Here is a 21,930-nt window from a genome sequence, read left to right as displayed (position 1 = left end):
CTAACTCCTCACTATTTAATAAACTATGACTGTGCAAAAATCTCACTACGAAGCGAGTTTGGCAGAGTACAGCAATCATCTAGCTGCGATCGCCTTACTAAAGCAATATCGTCCATACTTGGAGATGATCCCTAGCCTGCGCCGTCCAGATGAAAGTGTTATCACTATACCCTTGCCAATTGTCCGTCTTCGCAATGCTACAACAGCGCCACAAACAATTTGCTTACCCTGTGATGTGGCAATTTTAATGTGCGATCCAGAATGGAAAATCAAAACTGGAGCCGAAATTTTAGTTTTTATTCATCGCGCTCACGAAGACTTTTCTGATTTATTAGGACGTTGGCGACAAACACAAGTGTACTTGGACAATGATTATGAGTGGTTGATGCCTCGGCGCCACAGTCATATTTTGAGTGAGGGAGCTAATACTATATATCCTCTATTTGTCGTTTTTAGTGAGACTGTAGAACGCATTCCCAGAGGTCTGGTGGGAGCCGAACTCCCATTTATTATTATGCAAACACCAGATTCACTGCTTGAGGAAAATTTCACAGAAATTTTCTCTCCAGAAATTCCACCAACTTAGAAAAAGTTATACCAATTCTATAGGAATTACGTACTGTACAAAGTCAGAAATATATCATCTATCAAACTCATATATTAATCTTCTCCGTTTGAAAATTGGTATTGACTATATTTATTAGTTTGAAGCGAAATCATTACAATTAGTTAAAAACAGAATCTTAGATTTATTTTAGTGAATATAAGCTAAATAAATATATTTTTATCCTATAGCAATCCAATTTGATTTTTTCAAAAATCTAAGTACATACAGGGTGTGCTATCGTGTAACATCATAACGCACTCTAGTCTAACATCACTTACTTAAGCTAAATTTAGATCCCCGACTTCTTGAATAAGTCGGGGATATGGACATTAAATAATTGCCTCTTGACAAGCTCAAATTAGTTACTATACAGCACTTCCGGCAGCTATGAGGTACATCCTAAAAGCTGAAAGCAATGATAGGAGAGGGGCAAGCAGAAAACTGTATTGCATAATAGCCGGAAGCGCTGTAATCTGTTGTTCATACGCATCTTAGCAAAAAAACAATATAAACTAAACTGATGAACAATCAAATTAAGATTTTGATAACAGTAGCATTACTTGTAAGTTCTACAGCAGTAAAATCTTCTAGTGCGACAGAAAAAAATACTGATTTTTTTGCTACAAATATTAGCTCTATAGCTCCAAAGCAAATGAAAATAGCACAAGCTATAGAACCTAGAGTTATTAAGCTTCGTCTAGCCGATTCTGGTGTTTCAGTAGGAAGTGTCTTATCTTGGGGATTTGCTGGTTTGATCCAAAAAAGATCAACTGATTGGGTTCGTTTAGAAATAAGCGATCGTCAAGTAAAAGTAGTACATACAACAAGAACGACTAATTGGTTAACCCAAGTTTCTAAATGGTGGGATCATCCTGTCAGAAAAATTGCTTTTAAACCAGATTCTTGTAAACTAGATAACGTACAAAACCAAGGTGGCTCAGATATAGAAACCCAACTGAGAGACATAAAAAAGTTGTATGATTCTAAACTAATAACAGAGCAACAATATCAAGAGTTGCAGCGTAAAGTTATTAATCAAATAAATACCACTCCCAACCAAGCTACTACGATTAATTCGGAATGTATTCTTTTAGGAGAAAACGCTACAGTACCACTTAAAGATATGACTTTATTAACTAAAGGAGAATTTAAAATTGAATATCTAGAGGGCAATGAATGGAAATATGCAGCTTTTAGAGTACCAGAAAAAGAATATCATTAGCAACCTGCAAACAATAAATTTTTCCACATATAAGCGCTATATAGGACTACTATTTGATTTTTAAAAAGATACGTAGGGTGTTTTAGCGACAGCGTAACGCACCAAACCCTTACGAATTGTGCGTTAAGGGAACTCCAAGAAATAAATTATCCAATATTGTGGGGTGGGCGTCTCGCCCGCCCTATGGACTGGGCGGGCAAGATGCCCACCCCACAAGAGTTAATTGAATACTTTTTTATTTGGAAGTCCCTAAGATGAAATCCGTAACGCACCCATAGTGTCTAATTTTGTTCAAAAATCAAATAGTAATCCTATAGCAATTCTATTTTATTTGTAATAATTGCAACCCGCATATCCCCGACTTCTTTGAGGAGTCGGGGATTTTATTTATCACGAATGATTTAGAGGTAACTATATTTGATCAAGCGTAAACCCTCTAGTCGGAGAGCTTCAGGATAGAGAGCCTTGTAAATATTGCAATTTGGTGATTGAATATCATAACGACCTGTAGCCTTAAAGGTTGCCAAAGGACAACCACCTGTACACCAATATTTCCACTCACATGTACGACAGCCTTCTTTTTCCTCAACTGACAAATTCTGAATACCTGCTTTATCTTGTCGCACAACACTTAAAGGATCTTCAGTGGCAGATGAAGATACAGTTTTATGTAGCTGCATCTGGCATTTAGCAATTTCTCCTTTGTAATCAAATACGAGATAGCTTTGTCCAACTCCACAAGTTCGTTTATGAGGAGAAGATAAGTTAGCACGATCAATCAATGAGCCTAGCAAGCTTCGATTAGGTAATTTCAATTCAATAACTTTGAACGCTGCTAACATTCCTTCAATCAGCCGAGATTCTTCTAGTTGTAAATCTTCGTAAGAAGCTGACAGTTCGTTTTCGCGATAGAAATTTAAACTAAAGGGTAGATTCTTTTCCAATATCCATTCAATAAGAGCGGGTAATCCTTCTGCGTTCCGCCCACTAACTGTAATGGAAATATCTGGTATAAGACCATTTTGCAAAGCAATCTTAATACCTCGTTCAACATCTTGAAATGATCCCTTTCCACCCGCATAAGAACGTTGGATATTGTGAAAATCGGATAATCCATCTAGTGAAATCATGAGACGCAGATTCAATGTTTGCAGCATCTCAATCATCTCAGGTGTAATCAATGTTCCATTACTGAGAACGACTCCATCTAATATGATGTCTGTTTCTTTACTAAGGGATTGAGCGTACAAATGCAGATCCTTAATTAAAGGGGAACATAGTAATGCTTCTCCTCCTGCATACTTCAGTTTGACGCGGCGGTAATTATTTAAAATTGCAGAGCGAAATGTAGCTTCAATAGCTGCTTTACCTATATCCATTGACATATCATTTGCTACATGGGGAAGGTAGCAGTAATCGCATCTTAAGTTACAGCGATCGGTGATATGTAACCATGCTGTTAAAGTTTCTGGTATTTCATTTAGATGAAATGAGTAATTATTATTAGGTGCTATCAAACGTGCTTGATATAGTTCTTGAATAGCTGTCTGTAAGTCTGTTGAATCAATAGAAGGATTTTCTATTACAATATCATCTAATTTATGAGGTTGTGTAAATTGATTTAGTAAATATATTGCTGATTGATTTAGAACTGCTACTTTATGATGAGTACCATAACAGATAGAATAAGTATCATCTAGATTCATCATCTGTGAGTTGGGAACTCTTACAAACTCTGTCTCCAACATCCCTAGAGATAACCGGATATCTGAGCTTAATTCTGTTAAAGGGGATAAGTCACAGGCACAATCCCCTCCGTCACAGTCGCATTGCCCAGTTGGTACATAAGTAGAGTTGAGAGAAACTAAAATTTTGGGTTGATCAATTTTTTTACTAAGCATGAGAAGATGGCTGTTTAGTGGCACGTATTCTAGTCAGGAACATTTGTTGATCGCACCATTCCTTGAGGGCTTTATGATCTTTCCACTGAGATTTTAGTTGTTGAATCAGAGTTTTAGAAAGTTCTATCGGCAAACGTTCAATTTTCTTTTGGAGGAGATTTAGCTCATGTTTGATTGAATACGGCCCGAAACCTCCATGTTGAAAGATTTTGGGTATTCCTTGAGCATATTTACTGAAAGCAAAATCGTAGTTCGCTTCTTGAAATGCAACATCACCTTCTATCCGTAATATACGGCCAAAGTATAATGTATGGATATTTTGATAGGATTGGAAGCGATCGCTAAGTTCTCGTGCATAATCTGAGATATGGTTGTATGCTTTTGCATAATAATCAAACTCAGCTTTACCTACCAGGCTATCGATGGCATATCGCATGTCATTGTATTCTAGACTAGTCTGATAAGACCGTTGATTGAGTATTAGAGCTTGTTCTTGCAACGTGCGATCGCCTGTTTGAAACCCAAGATGCCAATAGACACTAGCAATTTGGTGTAAAATCCCAGGTAATTCCTCTTCAAGTCCGTATTTTTCTGCCAGTTTCAGGCTTTTTTCTAAAGCATCTTGAGCAAGACTTAGGAGATTGAGATCCCACTGTACTTGTGTCACATCCCAAACGGCTTCATTTACTACCTCGGCACTAAACCACTGATTTAAGCCTAACTGAAAGTATGCTCTACATAATATTTGATTATCGTTTTCCTCATTGTCGCAACGGCTTAATGCTCGTTCAAGTAGCTGTTTAGCTTTCACATAATTACCATTATCTACTAAAATAGTAGCAGAGGCAATTTCGGCGTTGGCTATTTCGCGTTCGCTCTCAACACTCGACCACATATCAATAGCAGCTTTAAAACACTGTTCGGCTTTTACGTAATCTTTTTGTTGTCCATACAAAAATCCCAAGTTATTCTGAATGCTAGCCATAACTTGAGTTAAGCCTTTGTCAGGAGTATCAACTTCCATCGCAGCATCCCAACCTAGTTTGTAATATTTCTCAGCTTCCTGAAAGTTGTTGAGTTGTCGATGCAGATAACCAACTAGGTTAGCTACAGCAGGAATAGCGTATGATAGATTTTTGCCTTGAACTAAGGATAAACACTCTTGCTGATATTTCAAGGCTTCGTCATAGAAATGTAACTTGGTATTTAGCATTCCCAAGACATTGTAAATATCGGCTTGATGAGATGAATTAGCAGATTCTTCAGATAGCATTCTCTCTAGCTTGATCAACTCATTTTCTTTTGTACTCTTGTCTTTAAGAGCGTGAACAATCTTTGATTCAAAAATAATCAGTTTAAATTTTTGATCGGGGGTTATCTCGGTTTCAAACTGTTTGGCAATTGCCAACAATTGATTGACAAAACCAAATTTTTTAGATTGGCGGCGTATCCTATCAGTAACTTCATGCCAAGTTTCAAAACCTATTTTTGGATCGGCGTATAAAGCATTCCAGAGCCATCGCGTAGTATTGAATTCCCGCAGTTGTTTTATTTCTTCAATCAGAAACTCGATATTAGTGACTTTATGAGAATCATCAGAGTGACGTTGAATCTCCAATACCCTTTTTTGTGGACCTAAATCGTAATCTTTTTGCTCGAAATATTTGGCAGCAATCCGACTATCTCGTTTTCTCCATTCTAAATCTGGGTCAATATCTGCCCATACATATTTCTCAACCAAGTCTCGCACAATATCATGTAATGATATTTGCGAACCACCGATTACGGGTTTGATAAAAAAGTAGCTTTGTGCATCAATAAATAATCTTTGAGCTTCTTCTGGAGATAGTTCTAATAAATTAGCAATATCAGCACTATCTAATGGATAGATACGTGAAAGCAACAGAGTTAACCGATCCATTGATGTCCGAAGCTGCGTAATATGTCGAACCATCTCAGCTTCAAATCCACCAGTTTTTTCTAACCTGCTGGGAATCGTTTCTATATCTTCACTCTCTAACCAATCTGGTATGACTTCCCGATAAGCATACTCTACCCCAAATTCAATCATGATCGGGCTACCACCAGAAAGAACTATGATCTTTTTAACCAAGTCTTGTCCGAGAGTAAAGTGAAGCTGTTCCTCCTTAGAAAGAATGTATGTTTGCACATCTTCATGAGTAAATTCATTTAATTCTAAATAAGTTAATTCTTCTTCTTTGAATGACTTTTCTAGAATTTGCCTGGCAATACTAGGGCGACCTGCTAAAATAAATACAGCATTCTCTAGCTGAAGGCACAAATTGCCAATACACTCCCAAACTTGCTCTTTTACATCTGCTTGTCCTAATTTTTCAACCGTATCAATTAGAAATACTAGTTTCTGTTGGCTGGATTTTCGATTAATTTCATCGACCAAGAACTTTTCAAGCTGTCTACGTTCTTGTGCGTATGCAGTTTGACTGAGGCGGTTTTCATCTTCTCGCAATTGTCGTAACCGAAGCAACCATTCTTGATATGTAGAATCGTATAATTGTTTGGCAATTTGAGTGTATAAATCTTCCGCATCATTAAAAATAGGGATATCACAATCAATAATTTCACTCGTCCCAATCTGAACTTGGTTTAGACGAGATTGTAATGCACGAAGCAACCAAGTTTTGCCAATCCCACCTCTACCCTCGACTAAAACGACATGCAGCTTATTAGACTCCTGAACAAGGGAAATTATTCGATTTAGATGTTCTGCGCGGCCAACAAACTCTAATTTATCTAGTTCAGACATAATATAGGACTCCTGTTTTATTTTTGTAAAAACTCAGTACACACCTAATCCCTAATCCTTAGTTAATTATTTTGAATTGCTTCATCAAGCTTCTGAATTAAATCTCTATATGGTGTATCATTATATTCGTCCTTATGTAGATAGTAATTGACAACAAACTGAAATTCCCAGTCATTTTCTACTTCAGACTTAAGGGTATAAATAAATTCATGGAATTGCTCTCTATCTGTATTACGGAATATTCCTAGAGTTTCTTCAACAGTTTTTTCAAAGAAATCCTGGCGGAGTTCTTGTCGATAAGCCAGACTATTCGGGCCACAATTGATAAATCCAGCATGTTTTTGAAGACTTTGAAAAAAGTACTGCATAGACCAAGTACCTGCAAAAGCAGAATTATTCTTTGATTTCAATTCATGAATATATTCCCAGCAGATTTGAGCTGCTTCGCTACAAAGTGATTGAAAGTTATCAGGCGAACTTTCTCTCAGAAGACCAATAACTAGTAGCCGTCGTGTCATGCCATCTTTGATAATCGTTTTATCACGAGTAAAAATAGATGTCTTTGTCAGTTCAGCATTTAATTTAAAAATATCATCACTGAAAGGTAATTGAAATCTCTGAACGGCTTTCTTTAATATCCAAGTTCCATTGAGTATGGGAAATATACTCAGTTTTTCAATTGATTCGTACAGATGATTATTTTCTTTTGTCAAGCTTTCTCTAATCTGATCTCTACACTTTTTGAGGCTTTTTTCCCATAATTGGTTTCCATAACTGTTTAAAAATAAATTAACTGTGTAATCACCACCTCGATAAACTTTTAATGCTTCAGCAATTCCCCCTGGATGTCCGCCAGTTAAATATAGTAAGTGTCCTGCCAGGAGAGCAAGACTTTCAGAAGTCATTCTGAAGGAATTGAGATATTTTGTTGCTGTATCTTCAATCACTTCCCAGTTAAACGGAGAGAGTGTTAGTTTCGGAAAAATTCGATCTAAGGGGAGATCAATCAGGCAGCGAGCTGCAATCACAACTCGAAATCTCCGGGAATTTTCTTTAAAAAACAGTAATTCTTTCAAACATTTTTCAATTTTCCAGGCGAAGTCTCTGAAGTCATTAAAAAGTTCATTTAAACGTTGTTTTTGTGGGGCACTTCCATCCAGATCGATTAGCAGCACAATACCTTTTTTATCCTGAGCTTGCCATCTAGCCCAATTTCTATGCAATAGTGAGCCTAAACGCTCTCCCCAACTTAATTTATGCCCTTCTGGGATTGTCAAGTTGAGAGAACTTGCTAATCGTTTTTCTAAGTCTTCAATACTTTCATAACTAGATATAGAAGCATAAGCACAACACCATTGCAATTCTTGAAAACGCCCCTGTATCTGTTTGAGAAATTCTGTTTTTCCGTAACCTTCCGGTGCTGTCACTAGACGATAAGGAGGAGAGTTAATTGCGGTAATCTCATTAATTGCAGCATCCCGATTAGTGAATGGGATCTTCTCAGGCTCAGGCTCTACAGATTGTTGAGTTAGCTGAATTAACTCTAATTCAAATTTTTGTATTTCATTGAATTTATCATCAAGTTGCCTTTCCAATCTATTTTTATCGACATCACTAAGCGTCCGTACTATTTGTCTGCTGATACTTTCAATATCAGTTTTTAAATAAGCGATTGACTGCTCTAGATAATTTTTTCTTGAATCTGAAGGATTGTTCATTACTTTTAGGAATTAAATTAATGGTTTATGGTATTAAGTTCGTTTTCGACTCGCTCAAGTTCTTGTAGTATGGTGTTGATTTGGCGTTGGATGATATTGCGATCGCTCGCGCTCAGGGTATAGTTGAGTTGATTGTGAGCCGCCTCATAATCACTACTGAGAACGTCAAAGCGTTGTTGCAAAGTTTTGATTTTGAGTTGTTGCACTCTGCTCTTAATTGTCTGGGTATGTGCATTTGACGAAATCGGCAAGGCTATTTCATCCCATGCTGCAATCAATACATCCGCAGGAATCATAAAAGCAGTTTTGGTATCTTCTCGCCGCTTCTCTGCCGCTACTGCCATACCAACAACTCCCACAAGGGTTTCATCCCATATCGGCGCACCACTAAAGCCTGGTTCTACTCTGTAGCCAGTTACCTTACTATCTTCCAGTTGCACCCATCCCTTTCCTTGGGCGTCTCGCAACACGCCTGTCGCCCAAACGCCATCATTGTGTCCGTTAGGAAAACCGAATATGCGGAAAGGATGCTCCCAGATATTGTTAGCTCTTATTAGCTGAATGGGTTGGGCTTCTTTAGGTAATTGCCCTTCTATTTGCAACCCAGCAATATCTTCAGGTTCGGAGGTTGATGCATTGCTGACAACGGGTTGCCAAAAAATAACTTTAGCTTTTAGTTGTTGCCCTGATGCAATTAGGGGAAAATCTAAATAAATATCATCACTAGGAGCTTCAACTATATCTTCTGGTAAAGATAGAGCAGAGGTAATAACATGAGCGCATGTCAGGATGTAATTTTCAGTTCGTCCAGAGACTAAAAAACCTACACCAACTACCGCACCACTAGGATGAAAAATCCGGGCGATCGCTGACCTAAAAGTTTGAATATAATTATCTGTACTTACTACCATGCTATGCCTTGTCTTGCTTCCATTTCAAGGTAATTTCGTAGTTAGCTTCGCCACTTACAGAAGTAAAAATTGCACCCGCAGCAGCATTTAACTTAATCCCAAACTTAACTTCTACCTCATTAGCAGGTGTATTAAGCTGACTCAGTTTAGTGATAATTGCTGAAGCGACAGGTTGGATTTGATCTAATACCTCGTCAAATTTCTTTTTAGCTTCAACTACCATTTGCCCTGTGTCTGCTCTGGCAACACGTCTCACAGCATTGCTATTTTCTGGCTCATCAACTTCAACTAAAAACTTCGTCCCATCTTGGAGAGAAAATTCTGTAATTTGTTTCTGATTCATAATGAATGAAACCTGTTATTTTGAACTAATAGTTTAATGTGTTGATCATCAAATGAGTTGGCAGAATTTTTGTAATTCTATTTTCATTTAATGGTTAACTCGTTAAATAATTCTCCAATAATTTCTGACTTTTTTCTCCCATTTCATTAAATTTCTGCCAAGACTCTCTCCACCTATCATTCGTTAATTGACAAATTACTAGTAGTGTGTGTCATTAATTTTGAGGGTTAACAAAACGAACCGCATTCGCGCAGCGTCTCGTTAGAGAAGGACGCAAAGAGCGCAAAGTTAAGAGGTAAAGAAGAGAAATTGGAATTTGATTCACCTATCAGAATTAATGGGACAGACTACTAGTAGTCCATAAATGTAACGAAAGTCTAGTACGTAGTAAGTACTTAAATCCTAACTACAAACTTATTTACCCAGCATAGTTGACTTGACAGCCTACTAGAAGTTTGTGAAGTTTCTGAATAAACTGACTAACTTCTTGCTGCGTGGGCATTACAAGCTGCTTGACTGTCGTGCTACAGATACAACAATTGTTATGTTAACTGTTATATTAGTTATATCAACAGCCTGATTTCAATTAGTAATTATACTGACTCAGCTAGAAAATTACTTGAATTTAAGTAAGTAGGTAAGAATAAATTAAATTATGTTACGATATGTAAATTTAATTAAATTTTCTCGTGGTAACGTTATGCAAACCACGTCTATAAAAATATCCCCGACTTCTTGAAGAAATCAGGGATCTAGTTAATTGAATAGCTGGTACCTGGAAGTACTGAGGAATTTTTACTTGCAAATAGTCCATCAATTCGGAGAACACTTGGCACAAAAATCAGGACTGAATTTACAGTATTGGCTATTTGTCAATTGGTAAGCTGTACAATAAGGAAAACTGGTAAGTTCAATTTTAGCTGCTTGTAATTTGGAACCATTCGGCAACGCTTCAGTAAGTTTGGTTTTAGCAGCCAGAAATATAGCTAAAAGCTTAGGCAACGCTATGCAGGCAGCGATATTTAGCAATGTTAGCAATATAGTGTCTATCAAATTCATAGGTAGTCATGCCCTGTGAAACGTAGGCGTAGGCGTAGCCCGTGTAGACATCGCTGTTTTTAGATGCAAACACATTCATTGCTTGCACTCTATGTAAACTAACTTTAACATAAATTTTTGTAAATATAAACGTGGAATTCCTGGAATTATCATACACAGAAGGGAATGTGGATAATAAGGACGGTGATTGTAGCGAAATAACAAAATAAGCTGTAAAAACGATCAGTTTAAAATCTTTAGGTAAGGTGTTATGTCAAAAACCCAAACCGTCTCTTCTTTTTTATCTAACATCAGTGAGGGAGAACGGCAGTCATTAAAGCGGTTGGTAGATTACACAAATGTAGAATCGCTACCAGAAGTTTGGCCTTTAGCCGCTCAAAAATTTGGTGAAGTTGTCGCCCTCCGCAGTCCTCTCAGTAAACCAGAAGTAGTGATTACTTATACCCAGCTAGTAGAGCAAATACAACTATTTGCTTCTGGGTTACAGGCGTTGGGAGTCAAGGTAGGCGATCGCATTTCCCTAATTGCTGACAATAGTCCTCGCTGGTTCATTGCCGATCAAGGCATCATGACTGCTGGAGCCGTTGATGCTGTGCGTAGCTCCCAAGCGGAAAAAGAAGAACTGCTGTTTATCATCGCCAATAGCGGCAGTACAGCGATCGTCGTTGAGGATTTAAAAACACTTAAAAAACTCCAAGACCGGCTCAAAGATTTACCAATTCAAGTGGTAATCTTACTTTCTGATGAAGCATCACCGACAGACGAAACCCTAAAAGTACTCAACTTTACACAGTTGATTGAAATTGGGGTAAATCATCATTTTGTGCCAGCCAAGCAAAATCGTGACGCTTTAGCAACCCTAATTTATACCTCTGGGACTACGGGTAAACCCAAGGGTGTAATGCTGTCTTATAAAAATTTGATGCACCAAGTAATAACTTTTGGGACAGTATTGCAACCAAATACTGGCGATATCGTTCTCAGTATCCTACCTTCGTGGCACAGCTACGAACGAACTGTTGAATATTACCTACTATCTCAAGGCTGCACGCAAGTTTATACTAATTTGCGCTCTGTGAAAGGGGATTTGAAAAAATTTAAACCCAATTACATGGTGGGTGTACCCCGGCTGTGGGAATCGATTTATGAGGGAGTGCAAAAGCAGTTCCGCGAACAACCAGCGAATAAGCAACGCCTAGTTAACTTTTTATTGGGCATTAGCGATAAATATATCAAAGCCCAGCGAACTGCTCAGGGATTGGATTTAAATAATCTTCATGCTTCCGCCATCGAGCGATTAGCAGCTAAAATCCAAGCATCTGTTTTCTTGCCTCTCCACGCCTTGGGTGAACGACTGGTTTATGCCAAGGTGCGAGAAGCCACAGGAGGACAAGTTAAGCAAATGATTAGCGGTGGTGGTGCGCTTCCGAGACATATCGACAACTTCTTTGAAATTATTGGTGTGCAGATTTTGCAAGGCTATGGTTTGACAGAAACTTCTCCTGTTACCCATGTGCGCCGTCCTTGGCGAAATTTGATTGGTGCATCAGGACTACCACTCCCCGCTACAGAAGCTAAGATTGTAGATCCTGAAACAAAAGCGCCTCTACCAGTAGAAAAGCGAGGCTTGGTATTGTTGAGGGGGCCGCAGATTATGCAAGGCTATTACCAAAATCCCGAAGCGACAGCCAAAGCAATTGATGCCGAAGGTTGGTTTGATAGCGGTGATTTGGGTTGGCTGACACCACAAGACGATTTGGTGCTGACTGGTAGGGCGAAGGATACGATTGTATTGACTAATGGGGAAAACATCGAGCCACAGCCGATTGAAGATGCCTGTTTGCGATCGCCATACATCGATCAAATTATGCTCATTGGCCAAGATCAGCGCAGCCTGGGAGCCTTAATTGTCCCCAATGTCGAAGCCTTAGAAAAATGGGCAGCAAGTCAGAATTTGATCCTGGATACGTCGAGCGATCGCGTAACTTCCTCAGATAGTCAAAAAATTGACTTGGAGAGTAGAATGATCCAGGATTTATTTCGCCAAGAATTAAATCGGGAAGTACAAAATCGTCCAGGTTATCGACCGGATGACCGCATCGGAACGTTTAAACTCATTGTGGAACCGTTTTCCATCGAAAATGGTTTGATGACACAAACACTGAAAGTTCGACGACACATCGTCACGGAACGCTATCGCGATATTATTGACGGCATCTTTGCCTGATGATTCCACCTGCTAACTGTAAAGAGTGAACGTGAAATATGGATGTCTCCAAATCTAATTTGCTTCTGAAACGCGTCGTTAACGTCAAAGTTATTGTGACTCCTCTCTGGAAAGAGGAAGTACAACAACAGCTGCAAACGCAAATCAATCAACTCGATCAGCAATTGCAACAGCTAGACGTTGAAGGACAAAGAGCGATCGCAGCAATTCAAAAGCAGAGTCTACAACCACCAGGGCCACAGACTCTTCAACAAATTGACAATATCCAACTCCAAGTCAACCAAAAGAAAAGTGAATTTTTAGAGCAAAAAAATCAATTGCTGCAAAACCTCCAACAAGTGCAGTTTCTCCAGCAAGATCAGGAAGTCAACCAATTCCAAATGGAAGGCTTTTTCCGGGTAGAAATCGGTGATAACCTGATTAGCAAAATGCAGGTCGAAATCGTTCTGCGCGATGGCGTGGTAGAAGAAATTCGCGGCGACATTTAAAAAGTTAGGAGTCGTTCAATTTTGGATTTTAGATTTTAGATTTTAAATTTTTCTTTTAATCCAAAATCCAAAATTTAAAATCTAAAATTGGTAGGCTTTTAATTAGCGACAAATCTGATTTAACTTAGTGTGGGAGTGGCTCCCAGCCCAACATTCCATCTGGGAGCCAGCCCAAACAATTTGCCAGACTGGAGGTGAGCTAATAAAAAGCGATCGCCCAAAAGTACTCATCTCAACTCGATATTTAACCATACCAACTGAATCATTACCCCCCTTAATTTGCGTAATCGTCACTAACGCCTGATTTCGTTGCGGATAAGCTACCTCTACCTTTCTCGTTCCTCCCACTCCTATGTCCTCAAAAGCATTCAGGGCGAGAGTAGCAGGATCGCTCCCTTGGAGAGATGAGTTAAGCCTTTCTAAAGGTATAGTTTTATAATCGGAACGCTCTGAGTATGCCACAACTTCTTGAGACTGATGTATTGTTGCCACCTGCGGGGTTTGCCCATCAGTAGTTTCAATAATCAGTGCAGATGGCTGGTGCTGAATAATATAAACTCCAGCGCTAGCAGTCGCAAAGATACTCAATATTACAATCAAAAAGAATTTCAACTTTGCCGACATAAAAGTAAACAGGAATTTCAAATAGGTTTATTACCAATTTTGAATTCTAGATTGAACTGCATCCCATATCCTCTACCTCTGAGAAGCTTTTGTATCTTAAGCACTAGTTATGAAGAATATAAAAATAGCACATCCTATTTAATCTGTGAGAAACTCGTGGTGGTTTTTGCAAGTCAACGACTAAAACGAGATCGACATATTGGCTAACCATTCAGGATAGCTCTGTATTATAGACCTCTAACTCATATTTAGGTTCCTAAAGTATTAGTCATTAGTCATTAGTGAATAACCAATGCCCCATGCCCAATCCCCAATCCCCAATCCCCAATCCCCAATCCCCAATCCCCAACCTAAAATATAAACAGTCTAAAACCCTCCCACCAAGATACAATTCGATCTGATAAAAACTGTTAAAGTCCATAAACCATTGATTTCCAAACCACCCTATGAGCATTCACGAAGTATTTATGCCGGCGCTGAGTTCCACTATGACGGAAGGCAAAATAGTCTCCTGGGTGAAATCGCCAGGGGACAAAGTGGAAAAAGGCGAAACAGTGGTGGTTGTAGAGTCAGATAAGGCGGATATGGATGTAGAAACCTTTTATGAGGGATTTCTTGCCCATATCATAGTTGAAGCTGGTGAAACTGCCCCGGTAGGATCTGCGATCGCCTTCATTGCCGAAACGGAAGCTGAAATTGAACAGGCGAAATCTCTTGCCAATTCCGGCGGTGCGGCTGCTACTACAACCTCTTCCCCTGAACCAATTGCCGCCACAGCCTTAGTTGCCACACCTGCCTTAGCATCTCAAAACGGGTCTAACCACAAAGAAGGAAGGCTTGTAGCTTCACCCCGCGCCCGCAAGTTAGCCAAAGAACTCAAAGTTGATTTAACTACACTCCAAGGCAGTGGCCCCCACGGACGCATTGTCGCCGAAGATGTAGAAGCATTGTCCAATAAAGGCAAACAACCCACCCCAGTTGCCCCAGCAGCACCCATACCAACCAGCGCCCCAGTTGCACCCCCAGCACCTCGCACACCAGCACCCACACCCGTGGCGGCGGCTGTTCCTGGTCAAACTGTACCTTTAACTACCTTCCAAAATGCCGTAGTGCGGAACATGGTAGCTACCATATCCGTGCCCGTCTTCCGTGTCGGTTATACAATTACCACCGATGGATTAGACAAACTTTATAAACAAATTAAATCCAAAGGCGTGACAATGACAGCGCTATTGGCGAAAGCTGTAGCGGTAACGTTGCAAAAACACCCATTGTTAAATGCCAGTTACTCAGACCAGGGTATTGTTTATCATTCTGATATCAACATTTCTGTAGCAGTGGCGATGGATGATGGCGGATTGATTACACCTGTGCTGCAAAATGCCGACGCAGTGGATATATATTCTCTATCGCGTACTTGGAAGTCTTTGGTAGAACGAGCCAGGGCAAAACAATTACAGCCCCAAGAATATAACAGTGGTACTTTCACCCTGTCCAATTTGGGGATGTTTGGCGTAGACAAATTTGATGCGATTTTACCGCCTGGACAAGGTTCAATTTTAGCGATCGGGGCATCGCGATCGCAAGTAGTCGCAACACCCGACGGTTTATTTGCCGTGCGACAACAAATGCAAGTTAATATTACTTCTGACCACCGGATTATTTACGGTGCCCATGCTGCGGCGTTCTTGCAAGATTTAGCAAAATTGATTGAGACAAATCCTCAATCTTTGACACTGTAGTTTTGAAAAAACACCAAATTTAAATGTTAGCGCTATGAGCGAGCAGCAATTTTTCGTAGAGTAGCGCTAACAACAAACAATACTTACCACAAACTTTAACTCCTCGCCGCTCCAGTACTGGGGACTGGGAAAAAGTTTTTTAAAATACCCAATCCCTAATCCCTAATCCCTAGTCCCTTTTACTTGATTTACGCCCAGCTACTTATCACGAGTGACATACGACAACACCCTGAAATATCTGGTTGAGCAGTATCCAGAAGATTTTATCCGCTACTTACTCGCATCTGAGCCAACGAATGTCCAGATTCTCAAAACAGAATTAAATCAAGAACCAATTCGTGCCGACTCAGTAATCTTTTTGCAAACTGCCAATAAAATACTACATTTAGAGTTTCAAACCTTACCAGCATCGACTCCACCCTTGCCACTACGGATGTTGGACTATTGGGTGCGGCTATATCGACAATATAATTGTGATATCGAGCAGGTAGTGATTTTCCTTAAACCGACAACTTCAGAAGCTGTCTTTGTAGATCAATTTACTGCCCGGAATACTACTCACCGTTACCGCGTCATCCGAATTTGGGAACAAGATCCAGAACCTTTATTGTTATCTCCTGGTTTATTACCTCTGGCAACTTTGGCGCGAACAGATTCTCCTCAAAGCTTACTTCAACAGGTAGCAGTTCAGGTGGGTATGATTGAAGAAGAAGCCACCAAGTAAAGTATCTCGGTATGTACCCAACTTCTAGCAGGGTTGGTATTCGAGCCAGAACTCATTCGTCAGTTTTTGAGGAGAGAAGATATGAGAGAATCTAGCATTTATCAAGAAATTCTTGAAGAAGGACTGCAAGAAGGACTGCAAGAAGGTATTGAACAAGGTATTGAACAAGGAAGACAATCGGAACTGAGGCTAGTGATACGTCTATTAACTCGTAGGCTTGGTTCAATTAATTCTCAGCTACAATCTCGGTTGCAAGAGTTGTCCTTGGCTCAGTTAGAGAACTTGGGTGAAGTATTACTAGATTTTGCCAGTGAGGCTGATTTGATGAATTGGCTAAATACAATAGAAAATTAGAGTTTGCTCTAAAGTTTTCGACCAGTTACAAAAAAAGTCAGATTTTCGTACCAAGCTCCTTGGTCGGTTGCTTGTACTTCAATTTTTGGAACGCGATAAATCGCCGTCTCTACAAGTATTTTGTTGCTCATTCTGAACTGTATTGCCCTTCAAAAACAACAAAAGTGTATTTCAATGATTCAAATAATTTTACAAAATGAAAAGAATATAAGACTTTAATGCTAATTTCTTAAATAAACTTCAATAAACCGTCAATAGCATATATTTTTCAACTTATTCCATAGTTCAAGTGCGGGAATGTGACTCAGACTAGCAAATTGTGCATCGGCTGTTTCTATCACTATCCATTCTCCACTTTCTAATTGCCCGATATCAATTGCTATATAAGGAACACCAAGGCGTTTAGAGGCTAGGATTGCCAATTTTAATACTTGCATTTCTTCTGGTTTTGATAACTTGCTCAAGTCATCTTGACCATCCCAATAATATCCATATTTTAGAATCTGCTGATTATAAATAAAGCATCTAAATTCTCTCCCCACTGGAAAGCCATTTGGTGCTAGGCGTTTATGCCGCAACTTTACTAATTTCCTAACAATAACTCTACCTCGTGAACCATATTTAAGTTTTAATAACCATTCTGTTAGTTTGACTAATTCCTCGTGATTATTCGCTACACAAGACTCCCATCCCTGCATTTTTCTCGATTGAACTGCGCCTTTGATAAATACGGGAAATCCCAATAATTCACCAGTCTCAATACATTCGGTTGTTGAAGTAATTACCAAACTATCGGGTGTCAATCCTTTTAAGTGAGGGTAAAACAAATCAAACTCTAGTGCTGTCTGGTGTTCTAAAGGAGTATTGAGTAATTTTATCCCCTTATCTAAAGCTGCATGATATATGGCTTTGTAACGCTCAAACTCAGGGATATATCCTATCCAGATACCAGCAGTTATTTTAGGATAGTTAGGAATGTGCCATAAAGCATTTTCTGCTGTACCACATCGTTCAAAATCTCGCGGGATATAGTAGACTTTGCACCCTAATAATTGGGCAGCATCAGTCATTAATTTATTTTCGCTAGCGCTAGCAGATGGCTCTATTTGTTCAGTCGATTCACTTAAAACAATCATTTATTCCTCAGCGTACCTCTGCGCTTACCTCAGCGTGCCTCTGCGTTTAAAAAATAAAAAAGGTGGGCATTACCCACCCTACCTAAATTATCCCTTCACACAAAGAACTTGCTTGAGTGTTGCTACAACTTCAACCAAATCCGCTTGATTTTCCATAACTTGCTCTATCGGCTTATAAGCACCGGGTATTTCATCTAACACACCCTCATCTTTGCGGCATTCTACGCCATTTGTTTGCTCTATCAAATCATCAAGTGTGTAGACATTTTTTGCCTTATTTCTAGACATCAAACGCCCTGCACCGTGAGAACAAGAACAAAAACTATGAGCATTACCTTTACCCTTAACGATGAAAGACTTTGCCCCCATCGAACCAGGAATAATCCCATAATCTTCAGTTTGGGCGCGGACTGCACCTTTACGAGTAACGTATACATCCTCGTCAAAATGCACTTCTTTTTCGGCGTAATTGTGATGACAATTAACCTGCAATAAAGGTTTAGTTGCCTTCCCACCTGCGAGATGCTTCTCAACTATGTGCTTAAAACGCGCCATCATCACATCGCGGTTGACACGTGCATAGTTTTGTGACCATTGCAAATCGTGCCAGTATGCTTGAAATTCTGGCGTACCAGCGACAAAGTGAGCCAAATCCGGGTCAGGCAATTTATTACCTGCCATTTTTGCTAATTCTCTGGCTGTGTGAATATGACACTGGGCGAGTTTATTGCCGATGTTACGCGAACCAGAATGCAGCATCAGCCAAACTTGATTCTCTGTATCGAGGCACACTTCAATAAAGTGATTTCCTCCACCCAGAGAACCCATCTGTTTCATTGCTTTACTTTGTAGGTCTTGCACACCGCGATGCAAGTCTTTAAAATCATCCCAGTGTTGCCAATTGGTGACAGATTTTTCAACATCTTTATTTTCGTTGAATCCAGTCGGAATTGCTGCTTCAATATCCAAGCGGATTTTCTTGAGTTTACCTTCTAGTTGTTCGGCGGTAAATGTTGTTTTGATAGCACTCATACCACAACCAATATCCACACCGACAGCAGCCGGTATAATTGCCTCTTTAGTTGCAATTACAGAACCAACTAAAGCACCTTTTCCTAAGTGAACATCTGGCATCAAGGCTATGTGCTTAAACACAAATGGTAATGATGCCATATTCTTTGCCATCTTGGTTTCTTCTGAACCCAAAGAGTGATTTGCCCAAGATAAAACGGGTGTTGGTGTGGTAATTTCTAACTTTTCGTAAGGCATAATTTTTTTATTTTGGATTTTTTATTTTAGATTTTAGATTGGAAATTTGGCATCAGGTATTGAAAATAACCTAGTACTACAAATGTAGTATAAAAATTTCAGGATGTCAACCCGATCGCCACAAAAAGAAAAGATGTATTAAAATTTGTAAAGAAAATCACTCTGATTGAAATAATCCTTTACAAAAACTGACACAACACCTATGGCAGTGCGTCAAGATACAATCTGGGAACGTTTTTTATCCCCTGTAGTGCGTCTTTTGATTGATGAAGACGGTTTACGGCGTTACGCTGATAGTATTGATTGGGAGAAAGAGAGCGATCGCTATCGACGAGATGATGTCACAATTCCGTCATACTACAGCAGTCAAAACTTTCACGGTGTTACTAACGGATATCTCAATTCTGATGCCGCAGTTACTTACGATCCGATTACCCAATACGTTCTACCACCGAATGAAAGTACTGTCCGTCAGGCTTTACTTGATGCCGTCAAGGTGAAACCACGACGCATACTCGATTTAGGTTGCGGTACAGGTTCCACTACCTTGATGTTAAAACAGGCTTTCCCCCAGGCGGAAGTTATCGGTTTGGACTTATCACCCTATATGCTAGTCAGGGCAGAAGATAAAGCACGAAATGCTGGTTTAGAGATCCTCTGGCGACACGGAAATGCTGAAAAAACTGGCTTGAGGGATGCTTCTTTTGACTTAGTAACGGCTTCTTTGCTATTCCATGAAACACCAGATGCAGTATCTCAAGTAATTCTGCGGGAAAGCTTTAGGTTGCTGGTAACTGGAGGGCAAGTATTAATTCTAGATGGAAATCAGAAAACTCTGCGTCAGCTACAATGGCTTAATGATGTTTTTGAGGAACCATATATTCGTGAGTATGCTGCTGGTAGTATAGAAGCGAATATGGGTGCAGCCGGATTTGAAGCAGTGCGATCGCAGGATGTATGGTGGATAAATCAGGTAACTAGCGGCGTTAAACCAATAGCAACCGAAAATGTCCGTCAGTATACTCCCACATCAATAGATAATAATGATTTGGAGGGACTTGGTTCTCCAGCATTTGGCATAATGGCATGAGTTTAAAGGCAGTTCTCTTTGATTTTAATGGTGTCATCATTAACGATGAGCCAATCCACCTACAACTGATCGATGAGATTCTCATTGAAGAAAATCTTCAACCCCAAAAGGTGAGTGAGCGTCAAGCTTCTTTAGGGCGCAGCGATCGCGCTTGTTTTCAGCAATTACTTGCTAATCGTGGTAGAGTAGCAAATGAAAACTATTTAACTCAGTTGTTGTACCGCAAAGCCCAAGCTTATACGGTGGAACTAGAAAAAATCGAGAAACTGCCTTTATATCCAGGTGTAGCAGACTTAATATTTCAGGTGCGATCGCGAAATCTGAAACTAGGATTAGTCAGTGGTGCTATTCGCAAAGAAATAGAATTGGTACTCAATCGAGCGAAACTGGCTGAACATTTTAAAATTATCGTTGCGGGTGATGACATCACCACCAGTAAACCAGAACCCGATGGTTATCTACTGGCAGTGAAACACCTGAATAAAGAATATCCTGAATTGAATCTTCAACCATACGAGTGTTTGGCAATTGAAGATACTCCAGCAGGTATTGCAGCAGCGAAGCGATCGCAAATGCAGGTTGTTGGTGTCGCAAATACTTACCCATTTCACATGCTTCAGCGTTGCTGTAACTGGACTGTTGATTATCTTAGTGATTTGGAACTCGAACGGGTGCAAAAGGTTTATTCTCAAAAACAGCCTCAACCATCGGCAACTGAATGCTAGAATAGTCTACGGTGATGGTGGAAAAGTACTGATCTGAAAGAGTGATATTTCTCATAACTCAGCACTCAGCACTCATTACTCAGCACTGATTAAGGGGAATTAGCTCAGTTGGTAGAGTGCTGCGATCGCACCGCAGAGGCCATCGGTTCGAATCCGTTATTCTCCATTTGTCCTGTACATTCGCAAATTATATGTCGGAATTCGCAAATTAATGTCGCTTTTTGCCAATTAAGGTCGATTTCGTAACTTTGTGTTACTAATTTTAGTATATTAGGTTTTCGCAAATTAACGTCGTCTTCTTTCGGCATTAACTGTCAAATTTACCACAAGCAAATTATTTTTCCTTAATATTTGTTCGATCGCAGCACTCCTTTCAACCCTCCTAATAACTTAGTTGTACTTTTTAACCATTTTCAAATCTGGTTAGTACGAGTACATATTTTCTATTGCTTATTTTTTCGATCTACCCCTAGCCGGGGTGGTTGTTGAAACCATTATTGAGTTTTTTGCTAGCGGAGAAGAAGATTACTTTCAACCCACCCCTAGCCGGGATGGTTCTTGAAACCCGTCTAGAACCCTTGCTATAAAAGCTTTCCATACACATAATTTGGCAGGTCTGCTTAAAATGTCTCGAATTGCAAATTAAAAAACTAAATGCATTGACATACTAGTTTCTTAAGTCAAGACTGGATAAGGGTTTTAAACTTTTGGCGGGACTCCAGGGATTTTGCCCCCGCTTTGACACGCCAAAAAAATATTTGGAGGGTTCCCCCGACGAAGGGGGTGATTCAGTAGCCACCACTGTGGTAATCCACACCGTTATGAATAACGACTATGGCTAAAAGCCTTACTTCTTATTGCTGGGAGCGCACCTATCCTGTCTTGCGACAGCAGCATCAGAAGCGGGCAGCTACCAGGGTCAGAAAGCATAACGGTCTTCCAACCGCCAAACTAACCCAGATTTATCACGGCACATTGGCTTAAAAGAGCATGAACTGCGGCGCT

General features: G+C 39.7%; 18 protein-coding genes, 1 tRNA gene and 1 pseudogene. 10 read left to right on the top strand and 10 right to left on the bottom strand.

The genetic code is table 11. The features are described from left to right. Positions 1–25 precede the first annotated feature (25 nt). Together V7K76_RS19855 and V7K76_RS19850 are read left to right on the top strand one after the other, a co-directional pair. Positions 26–586 carry a hypothetical protein gene (locus tag V7K76_RS19855; protein WP_334778827.1) on the top strand — a complete coding sequence of 187 codons (561 nt, stop codon included), beginning with the start codon at positions 26–28 and terminating at the stop codon, positions 584–586. A gap of 541 nt (positions 587–1,127) precedes the next feature. After that, the gene (locus V7K76_RS19850; RefSeq protein WP_334778826.1) at positions 1,128–1,829 is read left to right on the top strand and encodes a hypothetical protein; all 702 of its coding nucleotides are present in this window, start codon (positions 1,128–1,130) and stop codon (positions 1,827–1,829) included. Positions 1,830–2,230: 401 nt separating this feature from the next. On the opposite strand, the gene V7K76_RS19845 is transcribed toward V7K76_RS19850, so the two are convergent. From V7K76_RS19845 to V7K76_RS19820, 6 genes are all read right to left on the bottom strand, one after another. After that, positions 2,231–3,730, bottom strand: coding sequence for a radical SAM/SPASM domain-containing protein (locus V7K76_RS19845; protein ID WP_334778825.1), 1,500 nt, complete (start codon positions 3,728–3,730; stop codon positions 2,231–2,233). Beyond that, positions 3,723–6,515, bottom strand: coding sequence for a tetratricopeptide repeat protein (locus V7K76_RS19840; RefSeq protein ID WP_334778824.1), 2,793 nt, complete (start codon positions 6,513–6,515; stop codon positions 3,723–3,725). Before V7K76_RS19840 ends, V7K76_RS19845 begins: the two co-directional genes overlap by 8 nt. Positions 6,516–6,577: 62 nt before the next feature. Then, entirely contained in the window at positions 6,578–8,233 is a 1,656-nt protein-coding gene (locus tag V7K76_RS19835) for a hypothetical protein (RefSeq protein ID WP_334778823.1), read from the bottom strand. Between the two features lie 17 nt (positions 8,234–8,250). Beyond that, positions 8,251–9,144, bottom strand: coding sequence for a trypsin-like peptidase domain-containing protein (locus V7K76_RS19830; RefSeq protein WP_334778822.1), 894 nt, complete (start codon positions 9,142–9,144; stop codon positions 8,251–8,253). A gap of 1 nt (position 9,145) precedes the next feature. Further along, on the bottom strand, positions 9,146–9,487 hold the full coding sequence (locus V7K76_RS19825; protein WP_334696028.1) for a CU044_2847 family protein: 342 nt from the start codon (positions 9,485–9,487) through the stop codon (positions 9,146–9,148). 994 nt (positions 9,488–10,481) lie between these two features. Next, the gene (locus V7K76_RS19820; RefSeq protein ID WP_334951465.1) at positions 10,482–10,625 is read right to left on the bottom strand and encodes a hypothetical protein; all 144 of its coding nucleotides are present in this window, start codon (positions 10,623–10,625) and stop codon (positions 10,482–10,484) included. Between the two features lie 171 nt (positions 10,626–10,796). Here V7K76_RS19820 and V7K76_RS19815 point away from each other — a divergent pair, with 171 nt between their 5' ends. After that, positions 10,797–12,773: an AMP-dependent synthetase/ligase gene (locus V7K76_RS19815; RefSeq protein ID WP_334778821.1), complete on the top strand. Its 1,977-nt coding sequence runs from the start codon at positions 10,797–10,799 to the stop codon at positions 12,771–12,773. 38 nt (positions 12,774–12,811) lie between these two features. Beyond that, on the top strand, positions 12,812–13,261 hold the full coding sequence (locus V7K76_RS19810; protein ID WP_012412623.1) for a YlqD family protein: 450 nt from the start codon (positions 12,812–12,814) through the stop codon (positions 13,259–13,261). 102 nt (positions 13,262–13,363) lie between these two features. Here the strand turns inward: V7K76_RS19810 and V7K76_RS19805 are convergent, their stop codons facing one another. Then, positions 13,364–13,885, bottom strand: a complete 522-nt coding sequence (locus V7K76_RS19805; protein ID WP_334778819.1) for a hypothetical protein — start codon at positions 13,883–13,885, stop codon at positions 13,364–13,366. A gap of 446 nt (positions 13,886–14,331) precedes the next feature. Here V7K76_RS19805 and V7K76_RS19800 point away from each other — a divergent pair, with 446 nt between their 5' ends. Both V7K76_RS19800 and V7K76_RS19795 read left to right on the top strand, forming a co-directional pair. Beyond that, the gene (locus V7K76_RS19800) at positions 14,332–15,627 is read left to right on the top strand and encodes a dihydrolipoamide acetyltransferase family protein (protein WP_334778818.1); all 1,296 of its coding nucleotides are present in this window, start codon (positions 14,332–14,334) and stop codon (positions 15,625–15,627) included. A 211-nt stretch (positions 15,628–15,838) separates the two neighbouring features. After that, positions 15,839–16,705, top strand: a pseudogene (locus V7K76_RS19795) (Rpn family recombination-promoting nuclease/putative transposase). An 8-nt stretch (positions 16,706–16,713) separates the two neighbouring features. Here V7K76_RS19795 and V7K76_RS19790 read toward each other — a convergent pair. The 3 genes from V7K76_RS19790 to V7K76_RS19780 all read right to left on the bottom strand — a co-directional run bounded on the left by V7K76_RS19790 (position 16,714) and on the right by V7K76_RS19780 (position 19,110). Further along, positions 16,714–16,836 carry a hypothetical protein gene (locus tag V7K76_RS19790; protein WP_334778817.1) on the bottom strand — a complete coding sequence of 41 codons (123 nt, stop codon included), beginning with the start codon at positions 16,834–16,836 and terminating at the stop codon, positions 16,714–16,716. A 120-nt stretch (positions 16,837–16,956) separates the two neighbouring features. Further along, positions 16,957–17,841 (bottom strand): ATP-grasp domain-containing protein, encoded by an 885-nt coding sequence (locus V7K76_RS19785; protein WP_334778816.1) that lies wholly within the window; start codon positions 17,839–17,841, stop codon positions 16,957–16,959. An 87-nt stretch (positions 17,842–17,928) separates the two neighbouring features. Further along, positions 17,929–19,110: an RtcB family protein gene (locus V7K76_RS19780; RefSeq protein ID WP_334778815.1), complete on the bottom strand. Its 1,182-nt coding sequence runs from the start codon at positions 19,108–19,110 to the stop codon at positions 17,929–17,931. A 202-nt stretch (positions 19,111–19,312) separates the two neighbouring features. Here V7K76_RS19780 and V7K76_RS19775 point away from each other — a divergent pair, with 202 nt between their 5' ends. The 4 genes from V7K76_RS19775 (at position 19,313) to V7K76_RS19760 (ending at position 21,909) form a co-directional block, all read left to right on the top strand. Beyond that, positions 19,313–20,200: a class I SAM-dependent methyltransferase gene (locus V7K76_RS19775; RefSeq protein WP_334778814.1), complete on the top strand. Its 888-nt coding sequence runs from the start codon at positions 19,313–19,315 to the stop codon at positions 20,198–20,200. Continuing rightward, the gene (locus V7K76_RS19770) at positions 20,197–20,925 is read left to right on the top strand and encodes an HAD family hydrolase (protein WP_334778811.1); all 729 of its coding nucleotides are present in this window, start codon (positions 20,197–20,199) and stop codon (positions 20,923–20,925) included. The genes V7K76_RS19775 and V7K76_RS19770 overlap by 4 nt, the downstream gene beginning before the upstream one ends. A gap of 93 nt (positions 20,926–21,018) precedes the next feature. Beyond that, positions 21,019–21,091: transfer RNA gene (locus tag V7K76_RS19765), tRNA-Ala, on the top strand. A gap of 668 nt (positions 21,092–21,759) precedes the next feature. After that, positions 21,760–21,909, top strand: a complete 150-nt coding sequence (locus tag V7K76_RS19760) for a hypothetical protein (RefSeq protein ID WP_334778810.1) — start codon at positions 21,760–21,762, stop codon at positions 21,907–21,909. The last annotated feature ends 21 nt before the right edge of the window (positions 21,910–21,930 follow it).

Origin of the sequence: Nostoc sp., assembly GCF_036917975.1 — a bacterium.
In the GTDB taxonomy this organism is placed as follows: Bacteria; Cyanobacteriota; Cyanobacteriia; order Cyanobacteriales; family Nostocaceae; genus Nostoc.
Note: the sequence above shows the minus strand (reverse complement) of the source record. Positions and strands in the feature narration are given on the sequence as shown.